This window comes from Caldichromatium japonicum (assembly GCF_011290485.1).
Lineage (GTDB): Bacteria > Pseudomonadota > Gammaproteobacteria > Chromatiales > Chromatiaceae > Thermochromatium > Thermochromatium japonicum.
Genome location: NZ_CP048029.1, coordinates 1,845,101 through 1,863,022 on the forward strand (window position 1 = coordinate 1,845,101; position 17,922 = coordinate 1,863,022).

At 61.3% G+C, this 17,922-nt stretch carries 15 protein-coding genes, 1 tRNA gene and 2 pseudogenes; 12 read left to right on the forward strand and 6 right to left on the reverse strand.

Features of this window, described 5'->3' with window-relative positions:
* The first annotated feature begins 18 nt into the window (after window positions 1-18).
* A complete protein-coding gene (gene soxZ / locus GWK36_RS09090) occupies window positions 19-333 on the forward strand; it encodes a thiosulfate oxidation carrier complex protein SoxZ (RefSeq protein ID WP_166270877.1) in 315 nt (104 codons plus the stop codon).
* Window positions 334-449: 116 nt separating this feature from the next.
* On the opposite strand, the pseudogene GWK36_RS09095 reads toward soxZ, so the two are convergent.
* A pseudogene (locus tag GWK36_RS09095) lies at window positions 450-1,535 on the reverse strand (IS30 family transposase).
* A gap of 415 nt (window positions 1,536-1,950) precedes the next feature.
* Window positions 1,951-2,622, reverse strand: a complete 672-nt coding sequence (locus tag GWK36_RS09100) for a protein-L-isoaspartate O-methyltransferase family protein (RefSeq protein ID WP_166270878.1) — start codon at window positions 2,620-2,622, stop codon at window positions 1,951-1,953.
* A gap of 175 nt (window positions 2,623-2,797) precedes the next feature.
* Here GWK36_RS09100 and queF point away from each other — a divergent pair, with 175 nt between their 5' ends.
* Both queF and rsgA read left to right on the forward strand, forming a co-directional pair.
* Window positions 2,798-3,187, forward strand: a complete 390-nt coding sequence (queF, locus tag GWK36_RS09105; protein ID WP_166270879.1) for a preQ(1) synthase — start codon at window positions 2,798-2,800, stop codon at window positions 3,185-3,187.
* Window positions 3,187-4,215, forward strand: coding sequence for a ribosome small subunit-dependent GTPase A (rsgA, locus tag GWK36_RS09110; RefSeq protein ID WP_166270880.1), 1,029 nt, complete (start codon window positions 3,187-3,189; stop codon window positions 4,213-4,215). The genes queF and rsgA overlap by 1 nt, the downstream gene beginning before the upstream one ends.
* A gap of 2 nt (window positions 4,216-4,217) precedes the next feature.
* Here the strand turns inward: rsgA and GWK36_RS09115 are convergent, their stop codons facing one another.
* Complete coding sequence (locus GWK36_RS09115) at window positions 4,218-4,574, reverse strand: hypothetical protein (protein ID WP_166270881.1); 357 nt, start codon at window positions 4,572-4,574, stop codon at window positions 4,218-4,220.
* A gap of 229 nt (window positions 4,575-4,803) precedes the next feature.
* On the reverse strand, window positions 4,804-5,607 hold the full coding sequence (locus GWK36_RS09120) for an IS630 family transposase (RefSeq protein WP_166270882.1): 804 nt from the start codon (window positions 5,605-5,607) through the stop codon (window positions 4,804-4,806).
* Window positions 5,608-5,918: 311 nt separating this feature from the next.
* Here GWK36_RS09120 and GWK36_RS09125 point away from each other — a divergent pair, with 311 nt between their 5' ends.
* A complete protein-coding gene (locus tag GWK36_RS09125) occupies window positions 5,919-6,860 on the forward strand; it encodes a zinc metalloprotease HtpX (protein WP_166270883.1) in 942 nt (313 codons plus the stop codon).
* 118 nt (window positions 6,861-6,978) lie between these two features.
* The gene (locus GWK36_RS09130) at window positions 6,979-7,308 is read left to right on the forward strand and encodes a PilZ domain-containing protein (protein WP_210756744.1); all 330 of its coding nucleotides are present in this window, start codon (window positions 6,979-6,981) and stop codon (window positions 7,306-7,308) included.
* A 108-nt stretch (window positions 7,309-7,416) separates the two neighbouring features.
* Here GWK36_RS09130 and GWK36_RS09135 read toward each other — a convergent pair whose 3' ends face one another.
* Entirely contained in the window at window positions 7,417-7,761 is a 345-nt protein-coding gene (locus tag GWK36_RS09135; protein WP_166270884.1) for a DUF2782 domain-containing protein, read from the reverse strand.
* A gap of 536 nt (window positions 7,762-8,297) precedes the next feature.
* Between GWK36_RS09135 and GWK36_RS09140 the strand changes: the two genes are divergently transcribed.
* From GWK36_RS09140 to GWK36_RS09160, 6 genes and pseudogenes are all read left to right on the forward strand, one after another.
* Window positions 8,298-9,632: a UvrD-helicase domain-containing protein gene (locus GWK36_RS09140; RefSeq protein ID WP_343033117.1), complete on the forward strand. Its 1,335-nt coding sequence runs from the start codon at window positions 8,298-8,300 to the stop codon at window positions 9,630-9,632.
* Between the two features lie 177 nt (window positions 9,633-9,809).
* Window positions 9,810-10,298 carry a 3'-5' exonuclease gene (locus GWK36_RS15875; RefSeq protein ID WP_484478975.1) on the forward strand — a complete coding sequence of 163 codons (489 nt, stop codon included), beginning with the start codon at window positions 9,810-9,812 and terminating at the stop codon, window positions 10,296-10,298.
* 27 nt (window positions 10,299-10,325) lie between these two features.
* A pseudogene (locus GWK36_RS09145) lies at window positions 10,326-10,859 on the forward strand (IS630 family transposase); the annotation flags it as partial.
* Between the two features lie 67 nt (window positions 10,860-10,926).
* Window positions 10,927-11,991: a PA0069 family radical SAM protein gene (locus GWK36_RS09150; protein ID WP_166270886.1), complete on the forward strand. Its 1,065-nt coding sequence runs from the start codon at window positions 10,927-10,929 to the stop codon at window positions 11,989-11,991.
* Window positions 11,992-12,087: 96 nt separating this feature from the next.
* Complete coding sequence (locus GWK36_RS09155; protein WP_246237505.1) at window positions 12,088-12,261, forward strand: hypothetical protein; 174 nt, start codon at window positions 12,088-12,090, stop codon at window positions 12,259-12,261.
* A gap of 215 nt (window positions 12,262-12,476) precedes the next feature.
* Window positions 12,477-12,553 (forward strand) — tRNA-Arg (locus GWK36_RS09160).
* A gap of 9 nt (window positions 12,554-12,562) precedes the next feature.
* On the opposite strand, the gene GWK36_RS09165 is transcribed toward GWK36_RS09160, so the two are convergent.
* Entirely contained in the window at window positions 12,563-16,411 is a 3,849-nt protein-coding gene (locus tag GWK36_RS09165; RefSeq protein ID WP_166270887.1) for a DUF3683 domain-containing protein, read from the reverse strand.
* A 742-nt stretch (window positions 16,412-17,153) separates the two neighbouring features.
* On the opposite strand from GWK36_RS09165, the gene GWK36_RS15015 reads away from it, so the two are divergent.
* Entirely contained in the window at window positions 17,154-17,819 is a 666-nt protein-coding gene (locus tag GWK36_RS15015) for an RNA-guided endonuclease InsQ/TnpB family protein (RefSeq protein ID WP_246237807.1), read from the forward strand.
* Window positions 17,820-17,922 lie beyond the last annotated feature (103 nt).

A 17,922-nucleotide genomic window follows, 5' to 3' on the forward strand; every position in this document is an offset into this window, starting at 1 on the left:
AAACGGAGGAGCCGGACGATGTCCGAGATCAAGATCCGCGCCAAGATCGAGGGCGATGAGACCGTGGTCAAATGTCTGATGACCCATCCCATGGAGAGCGGCATGCGCAAGGACAACAAAACCGGTGAACTCATCCCAGCCCATTTTATCCAGGAGGTGATCTGTAAACACAAAGACCGGATCGTTTTGAAGGCTGCCTTAAGCGGCGGTGTCTCACAGAACCCCTATCTCTCTTTCAAGTTCAAGGGTGGCGCTGCGGGTGATCCCATCGAGATCAGCTGGACTGATAACAAGGGCGAGAGCCAAAGCGCCAAGGCAGAGATTGCGGGCTAAGGCATCATCCTCTTGTGGGCGCGATCCGATCAGGGAGCAAAAACCTCTTGGATTGCGCCCTATTTTTGCGGAACACCCCCTTAATTCTGAGCCCCCAAGCGGCAACGACCGGTGTTTCACCCTGGCGGTTTCAAGATCGAAGTGCAACGATGTTGATGATAGTGGCGTTCGAAGCTCAAGTCATTGGGCATGAAGAATTTGGCGGGGCACTTCCAGCCGAGGATTTTGCGCGGGCGGGTCTTGAGTTGCCAGGCGATGGCATCCAGTTCCTCCTGGGTGAATCGGGACAGATCGCTGCCCTTGGGGAAACTTACGCAGCAAGCCTTTGGTGTTCTCGTTGATGCCGCGCTGCCAGGGGTTATGGGGGCCAGCAAAATAGACGGTCACGCCAGTCAGTTCGGTCAAGCGTTCATGCTGCGCCATCCTGCGGCCCTGGTCATACGTCAGGGACAGGCGGCGTGGGCATCGATGCGGTTGAGCACGGTGCTGAATCCGGCGACGGCGGCCTCGGCGGAAGCATTTTCCATCTTGGCGAGGGTGACGAACAAGGTGGTGCGCTCGACCAGCGTGCCGATGGCGGAAGCGTTGCGGACACCTTTGATGAGATCGCTCTCCCAGTGGCCGGCAAGCAGACGATCCTCGATTTTGCTGGGCCGGTCGTGGATGCTCGTCATATTCGGAATGGTGCCGCGCCGATCCGTGCCGCGCGCACGTGGGCGCTGTGTCTTGCGGGACTGGCGCAGGCAAGCGATCAGCTTAGTGCGCAGCTCGCCATGCGGCATCGCGTAGATCGCCGTATAGATCGTCTCGTAGCTGACCTGAAGTCTTGGGTTGTCAGGGTACATACGGGCCAGTATGCCGGCAATCTGCTCTGGCGAGTCGCGCTGACGCAGCAGATCGATGACGATGGGCCACAGCGGCCCGTCCATGGCCAGACGCGGCGGACAGCGAGGCGTGGCTGCCAGCTGGCGCGCCCGCTCGTGGGCGGCGACGGCCCGATAGCCGCCTGCCACAGGCGGGCGCCCGCGCTTTCTCGGTCGTGCGCTCGGGCGCATCCAGCCGTTGCGCGCCAACTCCCGCGAGATCGTGCTCGGCGAGCGCTGCACACTGCGGGCAATTGCCCGCAGTGTGCAGCCCTGCTCAAGCCCCAGCTGAATCATCGCTCTTTCCTCGATACTGAGGTGTTCGTATTTCTTTCCCATCGCAACATATTACCTCCTGGTAAGTGTTGCACTTCAGATTTGAGACCGAGATTTGTGAGACCAAATGGCACGCGTGTTTTATCTATCAACGATGTTGTTTGGACTGCTGCCTACCTCGACAAAATAGAAAAAGGCGGCTTCGATACCCTAAACTTGGGCAGTCGTTTCGAGGATGATTTGGCCCCACTTTCGGTGGTCAAGCGTATCCTTCGCTACGCCCAGTGCTGCTGCCGGGGCTTGAAGAAGAACGCGGCGCAGATCACCAGGCCCCTGATGGTGGCCCCTCTGTGGATGGCGAGAAGGCATCTGATACAGGCTGCGACAGGGTAAGTGCGCCCAAGCCGGGCGCACGCCCCCTGCTCGCGGACGAAAGGTCCTCGGGGGGCCTCAGACCTTCCTTAGCAGCCCCACTGGATCAAAAGACGAATGCCTTTTCCTTTGCGCGGACCGGCTGGATGAGCGGTGGCGCCCAGGTTTCGAAGAGCGACTCACGTCGATAGTCCCGTTCATTGACGCGGGTCAAACGCATGCAGGACATCGCTGGTCCCTGGCCGAGGATACATACCAGCCGCCCGTCCTCTTTTAACTGTCTCTTGAGATTGGAGAGCGCCGACTCATCGGGCACCGAGCCATTGACAGCGATCGTATCGAATGGCCCGCCAAAGATCGATCCGACAAGACCGTCGCCCTCCCGGACATCGATCCCCGTTAAGCCAAGTGCCTCAAGGCGCGCCCTCGCCTCAGCGGCCTGCGCGGGATCGATCTCCATGCTGACCACCCGCGCACCGAGCCTGCGCAGACAGGCCGCCATATAGCCTGAACCGGTCCCGATCTCCAAAGCCCGCTCGCCGGACTGGATGGCAAGCGCCTGCAAGAGGTGCCCCACTAGCTTGGGCGCAAGCATCCGATCCCCATTGGGCAAAGGGATCTCGATATCGGCATAGGCCAAGGCGCGATAGGCATCTGGCACAAACTGCTCGCGCTCGAGCGCCCCCATGACCTCTAAGACCCGCTCATCGAGCACCCCCCAGGGGCGCAATTGCTGATGGACCATGTTGAAACGGGCTATTGCGCTCGCTGTCTCCATAGGATCGACTGTCCCCCTTAAATAGTTTTTTGTTGCATGCTTGCCGCCTTAAGAAGGCAGACCAGAGGCCTTGGATTATCCAGCCCCGATCCCTGGTCGTTCAATGGCCGCCTGGTTGCACCATCCCCTATAATCCCAAGCATCTGAACCGTTTGAATCGAAGAGAACCGCAATCATGCCTAGTACCCCGAGCAAGACGCTCGAGACCTTCCCTAACCCAGACCCGAACCGCGACTATACGATCCGCATCCGTATCCCCGAGTTCACTTGTCTGTGTCCCAAGACCGGTCAGCCGGATTTTGCCGAGCTTTTACTCGAATATGTGCCTGATCAGCGTTGCGTAGAACTTAAATCGCTGAAGAACTATATCTGGTCCTATCGCAACGAAGGGGCCTTCCATGAGGCGGTCACCAATCGGATCTTAAGCGACCTAGCGGCAGCGACCGAGCCGCGCTTCATGCGCCTGACCGCTGCCTTCAATGTCCGCGGTGGGATCTATACCACGGTGATCGCCGAGCATCGCGCCGCAGGTTGGCAGGCACTGCCACCCGTCACCCTCCCTTGATGACCCGCAGACGGCTCTCGCAACGCCAGATCGAACGCATCAAGGCCATCCAAGAGCGCAGGCGGGCGCATCTTGCGGCGCGCTGTGAGCAGGCCCTGGCCGAATGCGAGGCCGAGACCCTCCCCGAAGAGGGCGTAGTGTTGGTCCAACACGGACTGAACCTCTTGGTCGAGGATGCCCAAGGCCGCCTGGCCCGCTGTTTGGCACGCCAAAACCTAGGCGAGATCGTCTGCGGCGATCGGGTCATCTGGCAGCGCCTACCCGATGGCCAGGGGGTGGTGATTGCCCTACTTCCGCGCACCACGGTCTTCAACCGCCTGGATGCCGAGGGCCGAGAGAGGCCCTTGGTGGCCAATCTGAGCCGTTTGCTGATCTTGATCGCCCCCGAACCTGAGCCGAGCGTCCTCCTGATCGATCAATATCTGCTCGCCGCTGAATGCAGCGGGATTGTGCCCATCCTGGTCGCCAACAAGATGGACCTCTTGGCCGAGCCTAGCGAGCATGCCGAATTTCAGGGCCAGTTCGCACACTATGCAGCGATCGGCTATCGGATCTTTTGGGTGAGCGCCCGTCATCCCGCGTCGCTTGCGCCCCTGATCCAGGAGCTTATCGACCAGACCAGCGTGCTGGTCGGTCAATCCGGGGTTGGCAAATCCTCGCTGGTGAAGGCCTTGCTCCCCGACCGAGAGATCCAGATCGGGCGTCTCTCCGAGGCCACAGGCCTAGGTCGGCATACTACATCAGCGGCGACCTGTTATCGCCTACCGCAGGGGGGATGGATCATCGACTCGCCCGGGGTACGGCGCTTTCGGCTCGGACACATCGACCGCCAGGCCGTGGAGTGGGGATTCCGCGAGTTTCGCGACCATGCGGGGCTATGTCGGTTTAACAACTGCCGGCATCTCGAGGAGCCGGGTTGCGCCATCCGCCAGGCGGTCGCTGCGGGCCGGATCTCTCCCCTGCGCCTGGCGAGCTTTCATCGCTTGCTTGAGGACTGCGAACGCCAGGCGCTCCCCGGGGGTACCTGAGCCTACAGCAAGCGGCTGATCGCGCCCTCGGGAAGCCCGAGCACCTGGCAACCGAGCCGAAGCCCCTGCTCGGCAAAGGGTTCGATCTCGCCCCAGCGATCGTTGCAATCGAGGAACTCATTGAGCGATTCACTGATGAGCGAAAGCCGATAGGCACCAGTTGCGCGCTCGGCGGATGGGGAAGACTCAGAGCAGACATAGAGCACGGGCTCAGATGCCCCCTCGGGCACAAAGGCCAAGAGATAACGATATCTGCGCCCATCTTTGCTCTCGATCTCACCAAGCAGGGTTGCCACATAGCCGCCGATCCGATAGCGGCGCTTAGGGATGGCGGTCTGGATCAGGGGACGGCCTTGCATGTCGCGTGCTGCTCTCAAGAAAGTGCGCAAACAGGCGCACTGTGCTCTTCCTGCCCCGAATGCGGAGCGCATTCGTCTCTGACAGGCGTGACTTTCCCGACTACGGCAGAGACCCTCTCTGCTGTAGCGCCGCCGTTACCGGACGGACTCGCCCCGGGTAGGGCAGTTGCGGTTGCCAGCCGTTTGAGGTTGAGCGCGGCATTATTGATCCGAAACCAATGAACTTATATTACGTGGCATCATGGAGCTTGGGATGCTGGAAGTAGCGCATGATGCGTTGGGGGGAATTGAGAAGGCGGCGCAGGTGGCTGACGGTCGCCTTCTTCAGATCGTCCTTGGCGCGGGAGGGCGCCTGCGCGGTGATGGTGGCCTTGAGCATCTCGTTGGGGTTCAGTGCTGGGCTGTAGGGGGGGAGGGAGGAGGCCTCGATTTGATTGGCGCATGCAGCCAGCCACGCCTTGACCGGCTTGGTGTGATGCACGCGCAGGTTGTCGAGGATGAGGAAGATCTTCTTGCCCCTGGCGTCCTTGACGAGCCGCTTCATGAAGTCGATCAGGATGTCGGCATTCATCGCCCCCGCGAACGCCTTCCGACGCACCTTGCCGCGGTTGGTCAGCGTCGAGATCACCGACAGGCCTTCGCGACGGTGCGTGACGCGAATCTCGGACGTCTTGATCGCCGGCGCATAAGAGCGCCCGCGCACCTCGTCCGAGCGCAGCCCCGTTTCATCGCCCCAGTGGATTTCGGCGCCCTCGGCCTTGGCGCGCCGGGCAATGTCCGGGTAGATCTCCTCAAGCCACGTCTTGCCCGCCGGCGGGCTTTGCTCATAGGCGCGCCGAATCGGTTTCTGGGGCGTCAATCCCCAGCGCACCATGTACTTGCCTTCCCCCTGCGGCCTGAGCTCGATGCCAAAACGGTCGAGGATCAACTGCCACAGCGCAAACGGCAGCTTCAGCTCATCCGGTGTCCCGTCGCACATGAGCTTGCGTATCTGGGCGTCCTGCTCCGCCAACAGCGCCCGCTTCTCACCCACCTTTCCTTGAGCCCTTGGGCCCCTTCGCGCGCCGCAAACGACAGCAATCTCATGTCTCGTCTTTCCATGCCCACGACATCAGGACAGCTCACTCAATTTCAAAAGCATGTGTTTCTTATCAATAAAAATATCTTCTCCTACAAACGGACCAGAACCATTTATCAGAGTTTCCTTAGCATGCGAGATCCAGGACGAGACACCCGCCCAAGGGGGCAAAACCCAGTCACGCGGTCAGCGCCCCGCGTCTTGAGCGCTTAAACCTCTTTGCCCATATCATAAGGGCATCAGACACCCGCCGCGATCCCATCGCCATGCATCACCCCTGGTATATCCATCGTCTGTTGAATCGACTACAAAGCGCGCTCTTGATCGGCTTTTTAATGGGCCTTTCGGCCTTGGCGGGGGGACTGCTGCTAGGTGAGCTAGGTGTATGGATCGCGCTGGGCGCGGCCATCGCTGCCCTGGCCGCCGAGCCGGCGATGGGTACGGGCCTGACCCTGCGCCTGTACCGCGCCCGCCCCATCCATCCCACCGAGGCCCCTGAGCTTTGGTCATGGCTCGATCGGCTCGCACGCCGCGCCGGGTTACCCGCCACACCCCGGCCCTACTATGTACCCAGCCGCATGGTCAACGCCTTCGCCACCGGCGCCAAAGGCGCCGCAGCGATCGCCCTCACCGATGGGCTTTTGCGCACCCTGACGCCGCGCGAGCTGGCCGGGGTCTTGGCCCATGAGGTGGCCCATATCGCCCATGATGACCTGCGGGTCATGGGGCTGGCAGATACCATCAGCCGTCTCACGAGCTGGCTGGCCGCGGCAGGTCAGCTTGCCGTCCTTTTGAGCCTGCCGTTATTGCTGACAGGACAATCGCAGATCAATCTTTGGGGCCTGCTACTCTTGGCGATCGCCCCCCAGCTCGCCCTGCTGGCGCAATTGGGATTATCGCGGGTACGTGAGTTCGACGCCGATCGCGCTGCTGCCCAACTAACCGGCGATCCCCTGGGTCTGGCCGCAGCCCTCGTCAAGATCGAGCGTGTTCAGCGCCCTTGGCTGGGCTGGATCTTCCCAGGTTGGGCCAATCCCGAACCTTCCTGGTTGCGCACCCATCCGCCAACCGAGCAACGGGTCGCGCGCCTGAGGGAGCTAAGCAGTACCCCACAACCGCCTGAGTTCCAGGATCTAGGACGCTTCATCAGGACGATCCCGCTGAGGACCCAACCGCCGCGTTGGTATTTCGGCGGTTTTTGGCGCTAAACAGACGCGCGCCGCACCTACCGGCAGCGTTATTCACCGTTTGGTCATGTCGGCTGCACGCAATCGTCAAGATCCCCGCCTAACATAGCTTCAAAGGCTATGATTTCGGTATACAGCCATGACCAGTCATTACGCCCAAGATCCGCATCCTGCGCCTGCCATCGATGTCCATATCCAATACGGCAACCGCCATTTCCGCAGAGCCAAGGGGCGCCGTCTATCCGAGCAAGGGATGTATCTCGAGGTCGATCATTTGACCCTACCGGCGGGGACCTTGGTGGTACTGGAGGTACGGGATATAGAACGGCGCTGGCATATCCCGGCGATCGTGGTTCACCAGGACGGGAGCGGGATCGGCGTCATGTTTCAGGAGAATCGGCCTTGCAACCTGCCCAGCGCAACCCTGCCCCTACTCACCAGTACTTGCGCGCCGGCATTAGGCGCCTAATGCCTATAGCACCGTAGGGCGCCCAGCGCCTCCATTCATCCCGTCCAGGTTCTCCTAAGGACCTTTCGCGCCATCCTTCGCCAAGCGGTATAAATCTGCCCACTGCCCTCACTCCCATTGAAACAAAATCCATTGAGGGATTGTGATATTGGTGGCCGCGCGTTCCTGCGCATCGATCATCCCGTCCCCATTGATGTCATAGAGATAATACGACGGGCCGAACTGAGGCTGGACCTTGACCATATAGAGCACCCCGCGCACCCGGTATTCATAGATAGTCGTGCGTCCGGATTCCTTGATGGTGATCTCCGGCTCGACCGCCTCCTCCGTAATCGGTGCCGGCACAAGCTCTGGTGCCTGTAAAAAACTACCCTTCCCTCCCCCTTCTTGGGCATGAGCGAGGGTAAAGGTAGCGACGAAGAACCAAGTGGGAAGATGTTTAAAAAAGGGCACGGAATCACCCGCAATGGCTGAACACCCTGATCATTATTGTACTGGAGGATGAGACCCTGCCTATAGATCCCCTAGGTAATCCCGCGCGTTGGGCGTTGCCTCAAGGAGCTGAACTGTCGCTATCACCATAGAGCGAAGGCCAGCGCACCGACCACCGGTAAGCCCGGTAGAGACCGACCACCGGTAAGCCCGGTAGAGTAGGTAGAGTAGGCAACCGCAAGGTTGACACAGGTAACTGGTTGCGCCTGGGCACTCTGTGCCCATTCTACGGGCTAAGGGTTAGCTACCCTGATGCTCCTTCACCTCTGCCACCCCCAAATGGCCTGCCCCCTTCAAATGGAAATAGAGGGCGGATTGCCCAAGCGCAATCGGTGGTTATAAGCAAGGCCCAGTTTTTGAAGGCGGTTTTGTCTTTGAACATCCGGCAAACGGGCCATATCCCGGGGCAAGGGCTAGGTTTTGCCCCCTGCTGCGCCCCCAAGCCAGGCGCTACAATGTGCGCCTCCCGTGCAACCCCATTTGAATCACCACGCAGGATGTCTGAACTCAATCCCCAACAACAGGCCGCTGTGCGCTATCTCGATGGCCCCTTGCTGGTTGTAGCGGGGGCGGGTTCTGGCAAGACGCGGGTGATCGCCGAAAAGATCGCCTGCCTGATCGAACAGGCGGGGATCGCGCCGCGCCATATCCGCGCCCTGACCTTTACCAACAAGGCAGCGCGCGAGATGCGCGAGCGCGTGGGACAGCGGCTGCGCTCTGCCCAGTCCTCGGGGCTGGCGATCTCGACCTTCCACCGCCTGGGGCTTGAGATCCTGCGCCGTTCGCCTGAGCTCGCCGCTCTGTACCCTGGATTTTCCCTGCTCGATGCCGAGGATGCCGAGACCCTGCTGAAAGAGGTCTTGCACGAGGGGTCCCTGCCCAACGGCACGAGCCCTGAGGCGATCAAACACCAGATCTCGCTGTGGAAGAACGACCTGATCGACCCCCACCAGGCTGAATGTCTGGCCGAGGATGACTTTGGGCGGCGGCTTGCCGCCTGCTATGCCGACTATGAGCGGCGCCTGCGGGCCTATAACGCGGTCGATTTCGACGACCTGATCCTGTTGCCGACCCGTTTGTTCCAGGAACACCCAGAGCTCCTCGCCGAATGGCGCGAGCGGATCCGCTATCTCTTGATCGATGAGTATCAGGACACCAATAGCGCTCAATATCAGCTTCTGCGCCAGTTGGCCGGTGAGCGCGGTGCCTTCACCGCCGTCGGCGACGATGATCAGTCGATCTATGCCTGGCGCGGGGCGCGCCCCGAGAACCTGGGGCGTCTCAAGAATGACTACCCCCAGCTTACGGTGATCATGCTGGAGCAGAACTATCGCTCGACAGGGCGAATCCTGGGTCTGGCCAATGCCTTGATTGCCCATAATCCCCATCTCTTTGTAAAGCGCCTGTGGAGCGCCCATGGCGCGGGGCAGCCGTCGCGGGTCATCCCCTGTCGGGATGAGACCGACGAGGCCGAGCGGGTGGTCTCTGAGATCCTGCACCTTCGCTTCGCCGAGCGCTGCAAGCTGGGCGAGATCGCGATCCTCTTTCGCGGCAACCACCAGGCCAGGCCCTTTGAGCAAACCCTGCGCGCCCACCGCCTGCTCTATGTCTTGAGCGGCGGGACCTCCTTCTTTGCGCGCACCGAGATCAAAGACATCCTGGCGTATCTGCGCCTATTGGCCAATCCTCGGGACGATGCCGCCTTTCTGCGGGTCGTCAATGTCCCGCGGCGCGAGATCGGACCGCAGACGCTGGCGCGGCTTGCTGAACTGAGTCGCGCCCAGGGGTTTGGATTACTTGCCGCCTGCCGAGACCCCTGGGTCGCCGCCTAGCTAACCCCTCGTCAATGTGCCCAGCTTCAGTCATTTGCCCAGCTGCTCGCCGAACACACCACAGCGGACGATCCAGTCGAGTCCTTACGCGCGCTCATCCAAACGATCGGTTATCGCGCCTGGCTGAGCGAACAGGCGGCAAGCGCTGCATCCAGCGAGCGCCGGTATCAAAATGTCATCGAGCTTCTGGTCTGGCTTGAGCGTCTGTGGCGTGAAGAGTTCAGCCAACGGGGATTATTGGACCTGGTTGATCATCTCAAGCTCTTGGATGTCCTCGATCGGCTCGATGAGGCCGAGGCTGAGGATCGGGTGCATCTGCTCACCATCCATGCCGCCAAGGGGCTTGAGTTTGCCCATGTCTTTTTGGTGGGGATGGAAGAGGGGCTATTGCCCCATCGTACGAGCATCGAGGAGGATTCAATCGAGGAGGAGCGGCGACTGGCCTATGTCGGCATCACCCGCGCCCGCAAGACCCTGACCTTGACATTCGCCCAGAGGCGCAGGCGTGCGGGGGAGGTGATCGAGACCGAACCCAGCCGTTTTTTGGGCGAACTGCCGCTAAGCGAACTGCTGTGGGAGGGCAAACCGGCGGCCGAGACCCCGGACCCCAAGGCCAGGGGCCGGGCGCATCTGAGCACGCTCAAGGCGATGTTGGCTGCAGGCTAAAAAGTGCGCATTGCGCACCCTAGCGTTGCCAAGGCCGAGGGCGCCGAAATCCACTGGGGCGATGAAACGGGGCTGCGCTCGGACGAGGTGCGCGGGCGCTCTTATGCGCCGGCGATCAAGACGTCCGAGATTCGCGTCACGCACCGTCGCGAAGGCCTGTCGGTGATCTCGACGCTGACCAACCGCGGAAAGGTGCGTCGGAAGGCGTTCGCGGGGGCGATGAATGCCGACATCCTGATCGACTTCATGAAGCGGCTCGTCAAGGACGCCAGGGGCAAGAAGATCTTCCTCATCCTCGACAACCTGCGCGTGCATCACACCAAGCCGGTCAAAGCCTGGCTGGCTGCATGCGCCAATCAAATCGAGGCCTCCTCCCTCCCCCCCTACAGCCCGGCACTGAACCCCAACGAGATGCTCAAGGCCACCATCACCGCGCAGGCGCCCTCCCGCGCCAAGGACGATCTGAAGAAGGCGACCGTCAGCCACCTGCGCCGCCTTCTCAATTCCCCCCAACGCATCATGCGCTACTTCCAGCATCCCAAGCTCCATGATGCCGCGTAATATAAGTTCATTGGTTTCGGATCAATAACCTAGTAGGGTGCCCAGGGCGCACTTTGATGGAGCGCCGATGAAAAGGCTACCTGCACCACCGCGCGGTCGGGCCGCGCGCTCTAACCCAGACAACCGCTATGCGGCCTGGCAGCGCGAGGTTGTCGATGACGGCTGGGACTCAGAGGCAGAAGTCGCGCCGCTCCCCACCCGGTGGCAGGCGGACGCCAGCCGCACCCTCATCGCCTATAACGACTCGCCCGACATCCCCTTCGATCGCTCGGTCAATCCCTATCGCGGCTGCGAACACGGCTGTATCTATTGCTATGCGCGGCCGTCGCATGCCTGGTTGGATCTCTCGCCTGGGCTCGATTTCGAGACGCGGTTGTTTTACAAACCAGATGCCGCGCGCCTGCTGCGCGCCGAACTTGCGCACCCGAACTATCGCCCGGCCCCGATCGCCTTAGGGGCCAACACCGACGCCTGGCAACCCGGTGAGCGCCAATTTCGTCTCACCCGTTCAATCCTTGAGGTAGCGGCTGAGTTTGGGCATCCGATCTGTGTCAATACCAAATCGGCATTGATTGAGCGCGATCTGGATCTACTCGTCCGCCTTGCGGAACAGCATCTGGTTCATGTCGGTATCTCCCTGACCACCCTCGATCGCGAACTGGCGCGGCGCATGGAACCCCGCGCCTCTGCCCCCCAGCGGCGCCTGGAGACCATCCGCCGGCTTGCCGCTGCGGGCGTGCCGGTGCGGGCGATGGTGGCGCCAATCATCCCCTTCTTGAACGATGCCGAGCTTGAAGACCTGCTGGCAGCGGCGCGTACAGCCGGCGCCTACGATGCCCGTTATAGCCTATTGCGCCTGCCGCATGAGCTCGGAGAGCTCTTTACAGATTGGCTTGAGGCGCATTATCCGGAGAAAGGCAGGCGGGTCTTGAACCGATTGCGCGACTGTCACAGCGGCAGGCTCTATGATGCCCGCTTTGGCCAACGCCTCAGCGGTTCTGGGCCCTATGCCGAGCTGTTAGAACAGCGTTTCCAGCGCGTCTATCGCCGCCTGGGATTCGCCGAGTTCCCACCGCTCGATATCAGCCACTTTCGGGTACCAGGGCGGGGGGAACAACTGGCCCTGTTCTGAGGGCCTGCCTTTGGCGGGCGGACTCATGGCTTGCTAGGCTTTGGCGATACAGGCAATGACAAGCACGCCCTTGCGTTGAGCTGCCGCTCCCCAGAAATGGCACTCGCCCAAGAAGACATCGACTACATCAAGGCGCATCTCGGCGAATGGCTCGCTGAGCAATCGCTCGGGCACCCGCCGGCGGTCTATGAGATCGAGCTGCGCGAACGCAACGCCACGACCAACACTTCATGTGGGTGGTCGGTTTCATCGCGACCAGCACCGGCCTGATCATCGCCGTCTCGAGGCTTTGGAACCCTTAAAGGCAGTCCTCACCCGGGGGATCTACAGACCTTGCTTGAGCCGCCTACTGCTTGCTTCAGAGAGAACCGCGCATCTACGCCACGGCCTGGTCATCGAACCCTTTTCGGCCTTTGACGCGCGCTGCACCAAGCGTCATAATTTATCTTCAAACTCAGCCAACGGCTGAGATTTCCTCGATCTAAGCGCCCGTAGCTCAGTTGGATAGAGTACAGCCCTCCGAAGGCTGTGGTCACAGGTTCAAGTCCTGTCGGGCGCGCCAATCCCTCCCTTAAAGCAATACCTGCTCGATCCCACCGGCGCGTGCGTGTTCTAGGATCTGCCGGCGCCAGCTTGTCCCTAAGCGCCGCTCGGCGAGCTCGATTACCAGATAGTTCGCCTGAAGTCCGGTCTCGTCTTGATAACGCGCCAGCCCTTGCAGACATGCAGGGCAGGCAGTGAGGAGTTTGACCGCCCCATCCTCAGCCCGATCCTTGCCCGTCAAGGCGCGGATGTTGGCTGCAAGCTCTTCGCGTTTGCGAAAGCGCACCTGGTTGGCGATATCAGGGCGCGCCACCCCTAGGGTCCCGGCCTCGCCGCAGCAGCGGTCTGAAGGACTGACCGGCTGACCGAGCAGGGTGGTAGCAACCTTGAGGGGCGCATAGGTCTTCATCGGGCTGTGGCAGGGGTCATGATAGAGATAATGCGCCTCGCTCACCCCCTCTAACCGCACCCCCCGTTCCATCAGCCATTCGTGGATGTCGAGCAGCCGGCAGCCGGGGAAGATGCGCTCGAACCCATACTCCAACAACTGATCCATACAGGTCCCGCAGGAGACCAGGACCGTGCGGATGTCGAGATAATTGAGGGTATTGGCGACGCGATGGAACAGGACGCGATTTTCCATGGTGATCCGCCGCCCCTGATCCTCGAGACCCAGCGCCCGCTGGGGATAGCCGCAGCAGAGATAGCCCGGCGGCAGCACCGCCTGTACCCCTTGTTCCCAAAGCAACGCCAGGGTCGCCAAGCCGATGTCCGAATACAGGCGTTCAGAGCCGCAGCCAGTAAAATAAAACACCGCCTCCCCCTCCTCAGCAGCGCGGGGATTGCGCAGGATGGGCACCCAGGTACGATCCTCGATCCCGAGGATCTCGCGAAACACGCGCTTGGGGACAGCGACCCGCACCGGCCGATTCAAGAGATCAAGGGTCTGTCTGACAAGGGTCGGGCGTCCGGTCGTCGCCGGCGGCAGAGCGAGACGATCGCGCACCGCCGGCAGCCGCCTTGTCAGTGGACCGATCTGGTTGAGCACGGCAAGCCCCCATTCGGCGACCCATTTACGCAATAGGCGGATGGCGCGGGGATCGGTGCGATTGAGCAATTGCATCGCCGCCCAGACACCTGGACTGGACCAGCGGCGGCGCCGATCGATCAGGATCGACCGCATCTGCACGGTGACATCCCCAAAGTCGATCCTGACCGGACAGGGGTGCTGACACTTGTGACAGATGGTGCAATGGTCGGCAAGATCATTTAAGGCGGCGAAATGACGGGCTGATAGCCCCCGTCGGGTCTGCTCTTCGTACAAAAAGGCCTCGATGATGAGACCGGCCCCCAGGATTTTATTGCGCGGCGAATAGAGCAGATTGGCGCGCGGGACATGGGTCATGCAGACGGGCTTGCACTTGCCGCAGCGCAGGCAGTGCTTGACTGCATCATTGAGTGCCCCCAGCGCCGTCTCCTCGAGGATCAGTGCCTCCTGCTCGACCAGGCGCAACGAGGGTGTATAGGCCAGGCGCAGGTCAGCGCCCGGCAGCAGCTTGCCGCGATTGAAATACCCTCGGGGATCGATGCGCTGTTTGTAGGCGATGAAGGCATCGACCTTGTCTTGTTCCCAAAAGGCGAGCTTGGTCAGCCCGATCCCATGCTCGCCCGAGATCACCCCCCCTAGCTCGGTTGCCAACTGCATAATCCGCTCGACGATGCGCTCGGCCTCGTGCAGCATGGCATAGTCGGCCGAGTGCACGGGGATATTGGTGTGCACATTGCCGTCGCCGGCGTGCATGTGCAGGGCGACGAAGAGCCTGGAATCGCGCAGCCGTTTGTGGATTGCCTGAAACTCGGAGCGCACCCCCGCCCATTCCTGACCGGCAAAGATCTCGTTGAGCGGTCCTGCGACCTCGGCGCGCAGCGACTGGCGCAGATCGCGCCGCAGCATCAGGCTCAGCAAGGTGTCTTCGGGGCGCAGACGCGCGCGCGCCTGGTCATCGAGCAGATCGAGGTGTCGCCCTGCGGGTTCATCCAGATGCGCCAACACCGCCTGCCAGCGCGCCCGTACGCGTTCCACCAGCTCACAAGCGGCGTCGCGCTTGGCCTTAAAGATCGCCTGCGCCTCTGCTGAATCCACCTCCTGCTGGTCCTCCCCCTCAGGAAGACCACCCCGGAGATACGACAGAAGAGCGGCGAGGATGGCATCCTTATTCTTGATCGACTGCTCGATATTGATCCGCTCGATCCCACGGCTATAGTCAGCAAGCTGCGCCAGCGGGATGACCACGTCCTCGTTGATCTTAAAGGCATTGGTATGCCGGGCGACGGCGGCGGTACGCGCCCGATCCTGCCAAAAGCGCCTGCGCGCCTCTGGGCTTACGGCGATAAACCCCTCGCCGTCGCGCCTCTGGATCAGCTCGACTACCCGTTCAGCGGCGGTCTGGACGGCGGATTCATCATCACTCACCAGGTCGGCCAAGAGCACCATCTTGGGCAATTCATGGCGCGCCGACTTGGTGGCATAGCCGACGGCGCGCACATAGCGCTCATCCAGATGTTCAAGGCCAGCGGTCTGGACGCCCGGCCAGGCATCGATCAACGTCTTGATCTCGACGATGGCTGGCACTGCGCGATCGAGATCATTGCCGAAAAACTCTAGGCAGACCGTCCGCATATGTTCAGGCATGCGGTGCAAGATAAAGCGCGCTGAGGTGATGATCCCATCGCACCCCTCCTTTTGCGCGCCGGGAAGCCCACCCAGGGCCTTGTCCGTGACATCCTTGCCCAGTCCTGGTTTACGGAAGGCCGAGCCTGGGATCTCCAGGATCTCCGGCTCGCCCTTGGGGGTGAGCCCATCTGGTGCAAGACGCGTGAGACAAAAGCGCACTAGGGGCTGGTCATGGATGCGCCCAAGATGATGATCCAGCCGCTCGACCACCAGCCAATCGGCCTGCGGGGTGACCATCCGCCAAGAGACCAGGTTATCGAGCGCCGTCCCCCAAAGCACCGCCTTCTTGCCGCCGGCATTCATGGCGATATTGCCGCCGATACAGGAGGCATCCTGAGAGGTGGGATCGACGGCGAAGACCAGGCCATTGGCCTCGGCCAGTTCGGCGACGCGGCGCGTCACCACCCCGGCCTCGCAGTGCACCGTTGGCACCTTGCTGTTCACACCGGGCAGTTCAACCCATTCGATCCCAGAGAGGCGGTCGAGCTTTTCGGTATTGATGATTGCCGTGTCAGGATACAGGGGGACCGCTGACCCTGTATAGCCTGTGCCCCCGCCGCGCGGGATGATGGTCAGACCGCAATCGATACAGGCGCGCACAATCGGCAGGACCTCGGACTCATGATCCGGCGAGATGACGACAAAGGGAAGCTCGACGCGCCAGTCGGTGGCATCGGTCGCATGCGCTGCGCGCGCCAGACCCCCGAAGTCGATGTTGTCAGGCCGAGTCACCCTGGCAAGGGCCCGGCGCAGGCGTTTGCGCTTGGCGAGGGCCTCAGCGAACCAGGCCGCAAACTGCTCAACTGCGGCGCGCGCCGCCGCCAACAACTGCGCTGCCTGTCGGTTGTCATTGAGCCGAAGCTCGAACTGATCGAGCCGGTGATCGAGGGCCTCGAGCAACAGCCGCCTGCGCCTGGGATCCTCAAGCAGGTCGTTTTGCAGATAGGGGTTTCGGGTCACCACCCACATGTCACCCAAGACCTCAAACAGCATCCGCGCTGAACGGCCGGTGCGCCGCGAGCTGCGCAGCTGCTCGATGAGTTCCCATCCCTGCTCACCGAGAAAGCGGATGACGATCTCGCGATCAGAAAACGAGGTGTAGTTATAAGGGATCTCGCGGATACGGACGGCGGGCTGTGACATGGATCTCAGGGATCGATCAGTGTTTTGCAGCACGTCATGATACTGCAAATCGGGGCCTTGATCGCCCGACGAGAATCCCGGAAGGCGCCTCCCCCTCCCGCCTGAGGGGCCGATCCTTGCCGTTCTTTGATCACGACAGGGACAGGGGACCCTTGATTGCGGCAGCGACCTGCCGGGCCTGTGGAGGGATGAGGATCCCAGCTTGCGACATGCGCGGCGCTGCAGGTCGCTGAAGGTGCTGGCGAGTCCAGAAGGAGGCATCAGACCGTCGCCAACCAGCGAACCAGTTGTTCCATTGGCATGGGGCGGGCGAATAAAAACCCCTGTCCCTCCTGGCAGCCCAAGGTCAACAGGGATTGACGCTGGAGTTCATGCTCAATCCCCTCAGCGATGAGGCCGAGCCGGAAAGAAGGCTCACGCGCTTCAGTTCAAGAAGAAAGGCCGGTGCCACGATAGCTTCTATGTTGCTAACGACAAGTTCCGCGTCTCGGACAAGACCATTTGCCTGCCCAAGAGCGGTGAGGTCGCCATGACCGAGGCGTTGTGCTTCGATGGCAAGATTCTTGGTGCGACCGTTTCGCGTACTGCGGACGCTGGTTCGTCGCCATTCAGGTTGAAGTGGTCGATGCTGCGTTCTATCGCAGGTGCATGAAACGACTGGTGTTGACCTGGGCGTTGAGGCGGCGGCCAGGCTTTCCAATGGCGAGTCTGTTGAATCTCCTCTGCGCTTCGTTGTCTCAGGATTCGAGGCAGACGCCTTTCCTGCAAGGTTGAGGCGGCCAAGGTCGGGGCTGGGTTTGCGCCAAGGGCCGGACTGGCAAAAGGCACGAGGCTTCCGATCTTGAAGAATCGAAGGAAATCCTCTGCGATGTTGGCAAGGCTGCACGCACGCATTGCCAATGTCCGAGCGGACTTCACACATAAGCTCACGACCCGGCTCTGCCGCGAAAACCAAGGGGTGGTGATTGAGGATTTGAACGTCAAGGGCATGCTGGCGAACGAACGGCTTGCCCGCGCCATCAGCGACCTGGGCTTTGGCATGTTCTGCTTGCAGATGGAATACAAGGGGAAATGCTACGGCGTCTGGTTGGTTTTAGCTGATCGCTGGGATCCGAGCAGCCGCCTGTGTTCGGTCTGTGGTTGGGAGAATGAGATGTTGGCGTTGAAGGATCGGGAATGGACGTGTCCTCAATGCGGCACGCGCCATGATCGGGACATCAATGCCGCGCTCAATCTCAAACGGCTGGCAACCGCAACTGCCCTACCCGTGGCGAGTCCGTCCGGTAACGGCGGAGCTACAGCAGAGAGGGTCTCTGCCGTAGTCGGGAAAGTCACGCCTGTCAGAGACAAATGCGCTCCGCATTCGGGGCAGGAAGAGCACAGCGCGCCTGTTTGCGCACTTTCTTGAGAGCAGCTTTAGGCAGGCATGGGGATGCTCCTTTCGCGTTAAACGCAAGACGCGGCCCGCGCCCCAATCGCCACTGGCTTGAGGAAGGCGCGGGGACCAGACC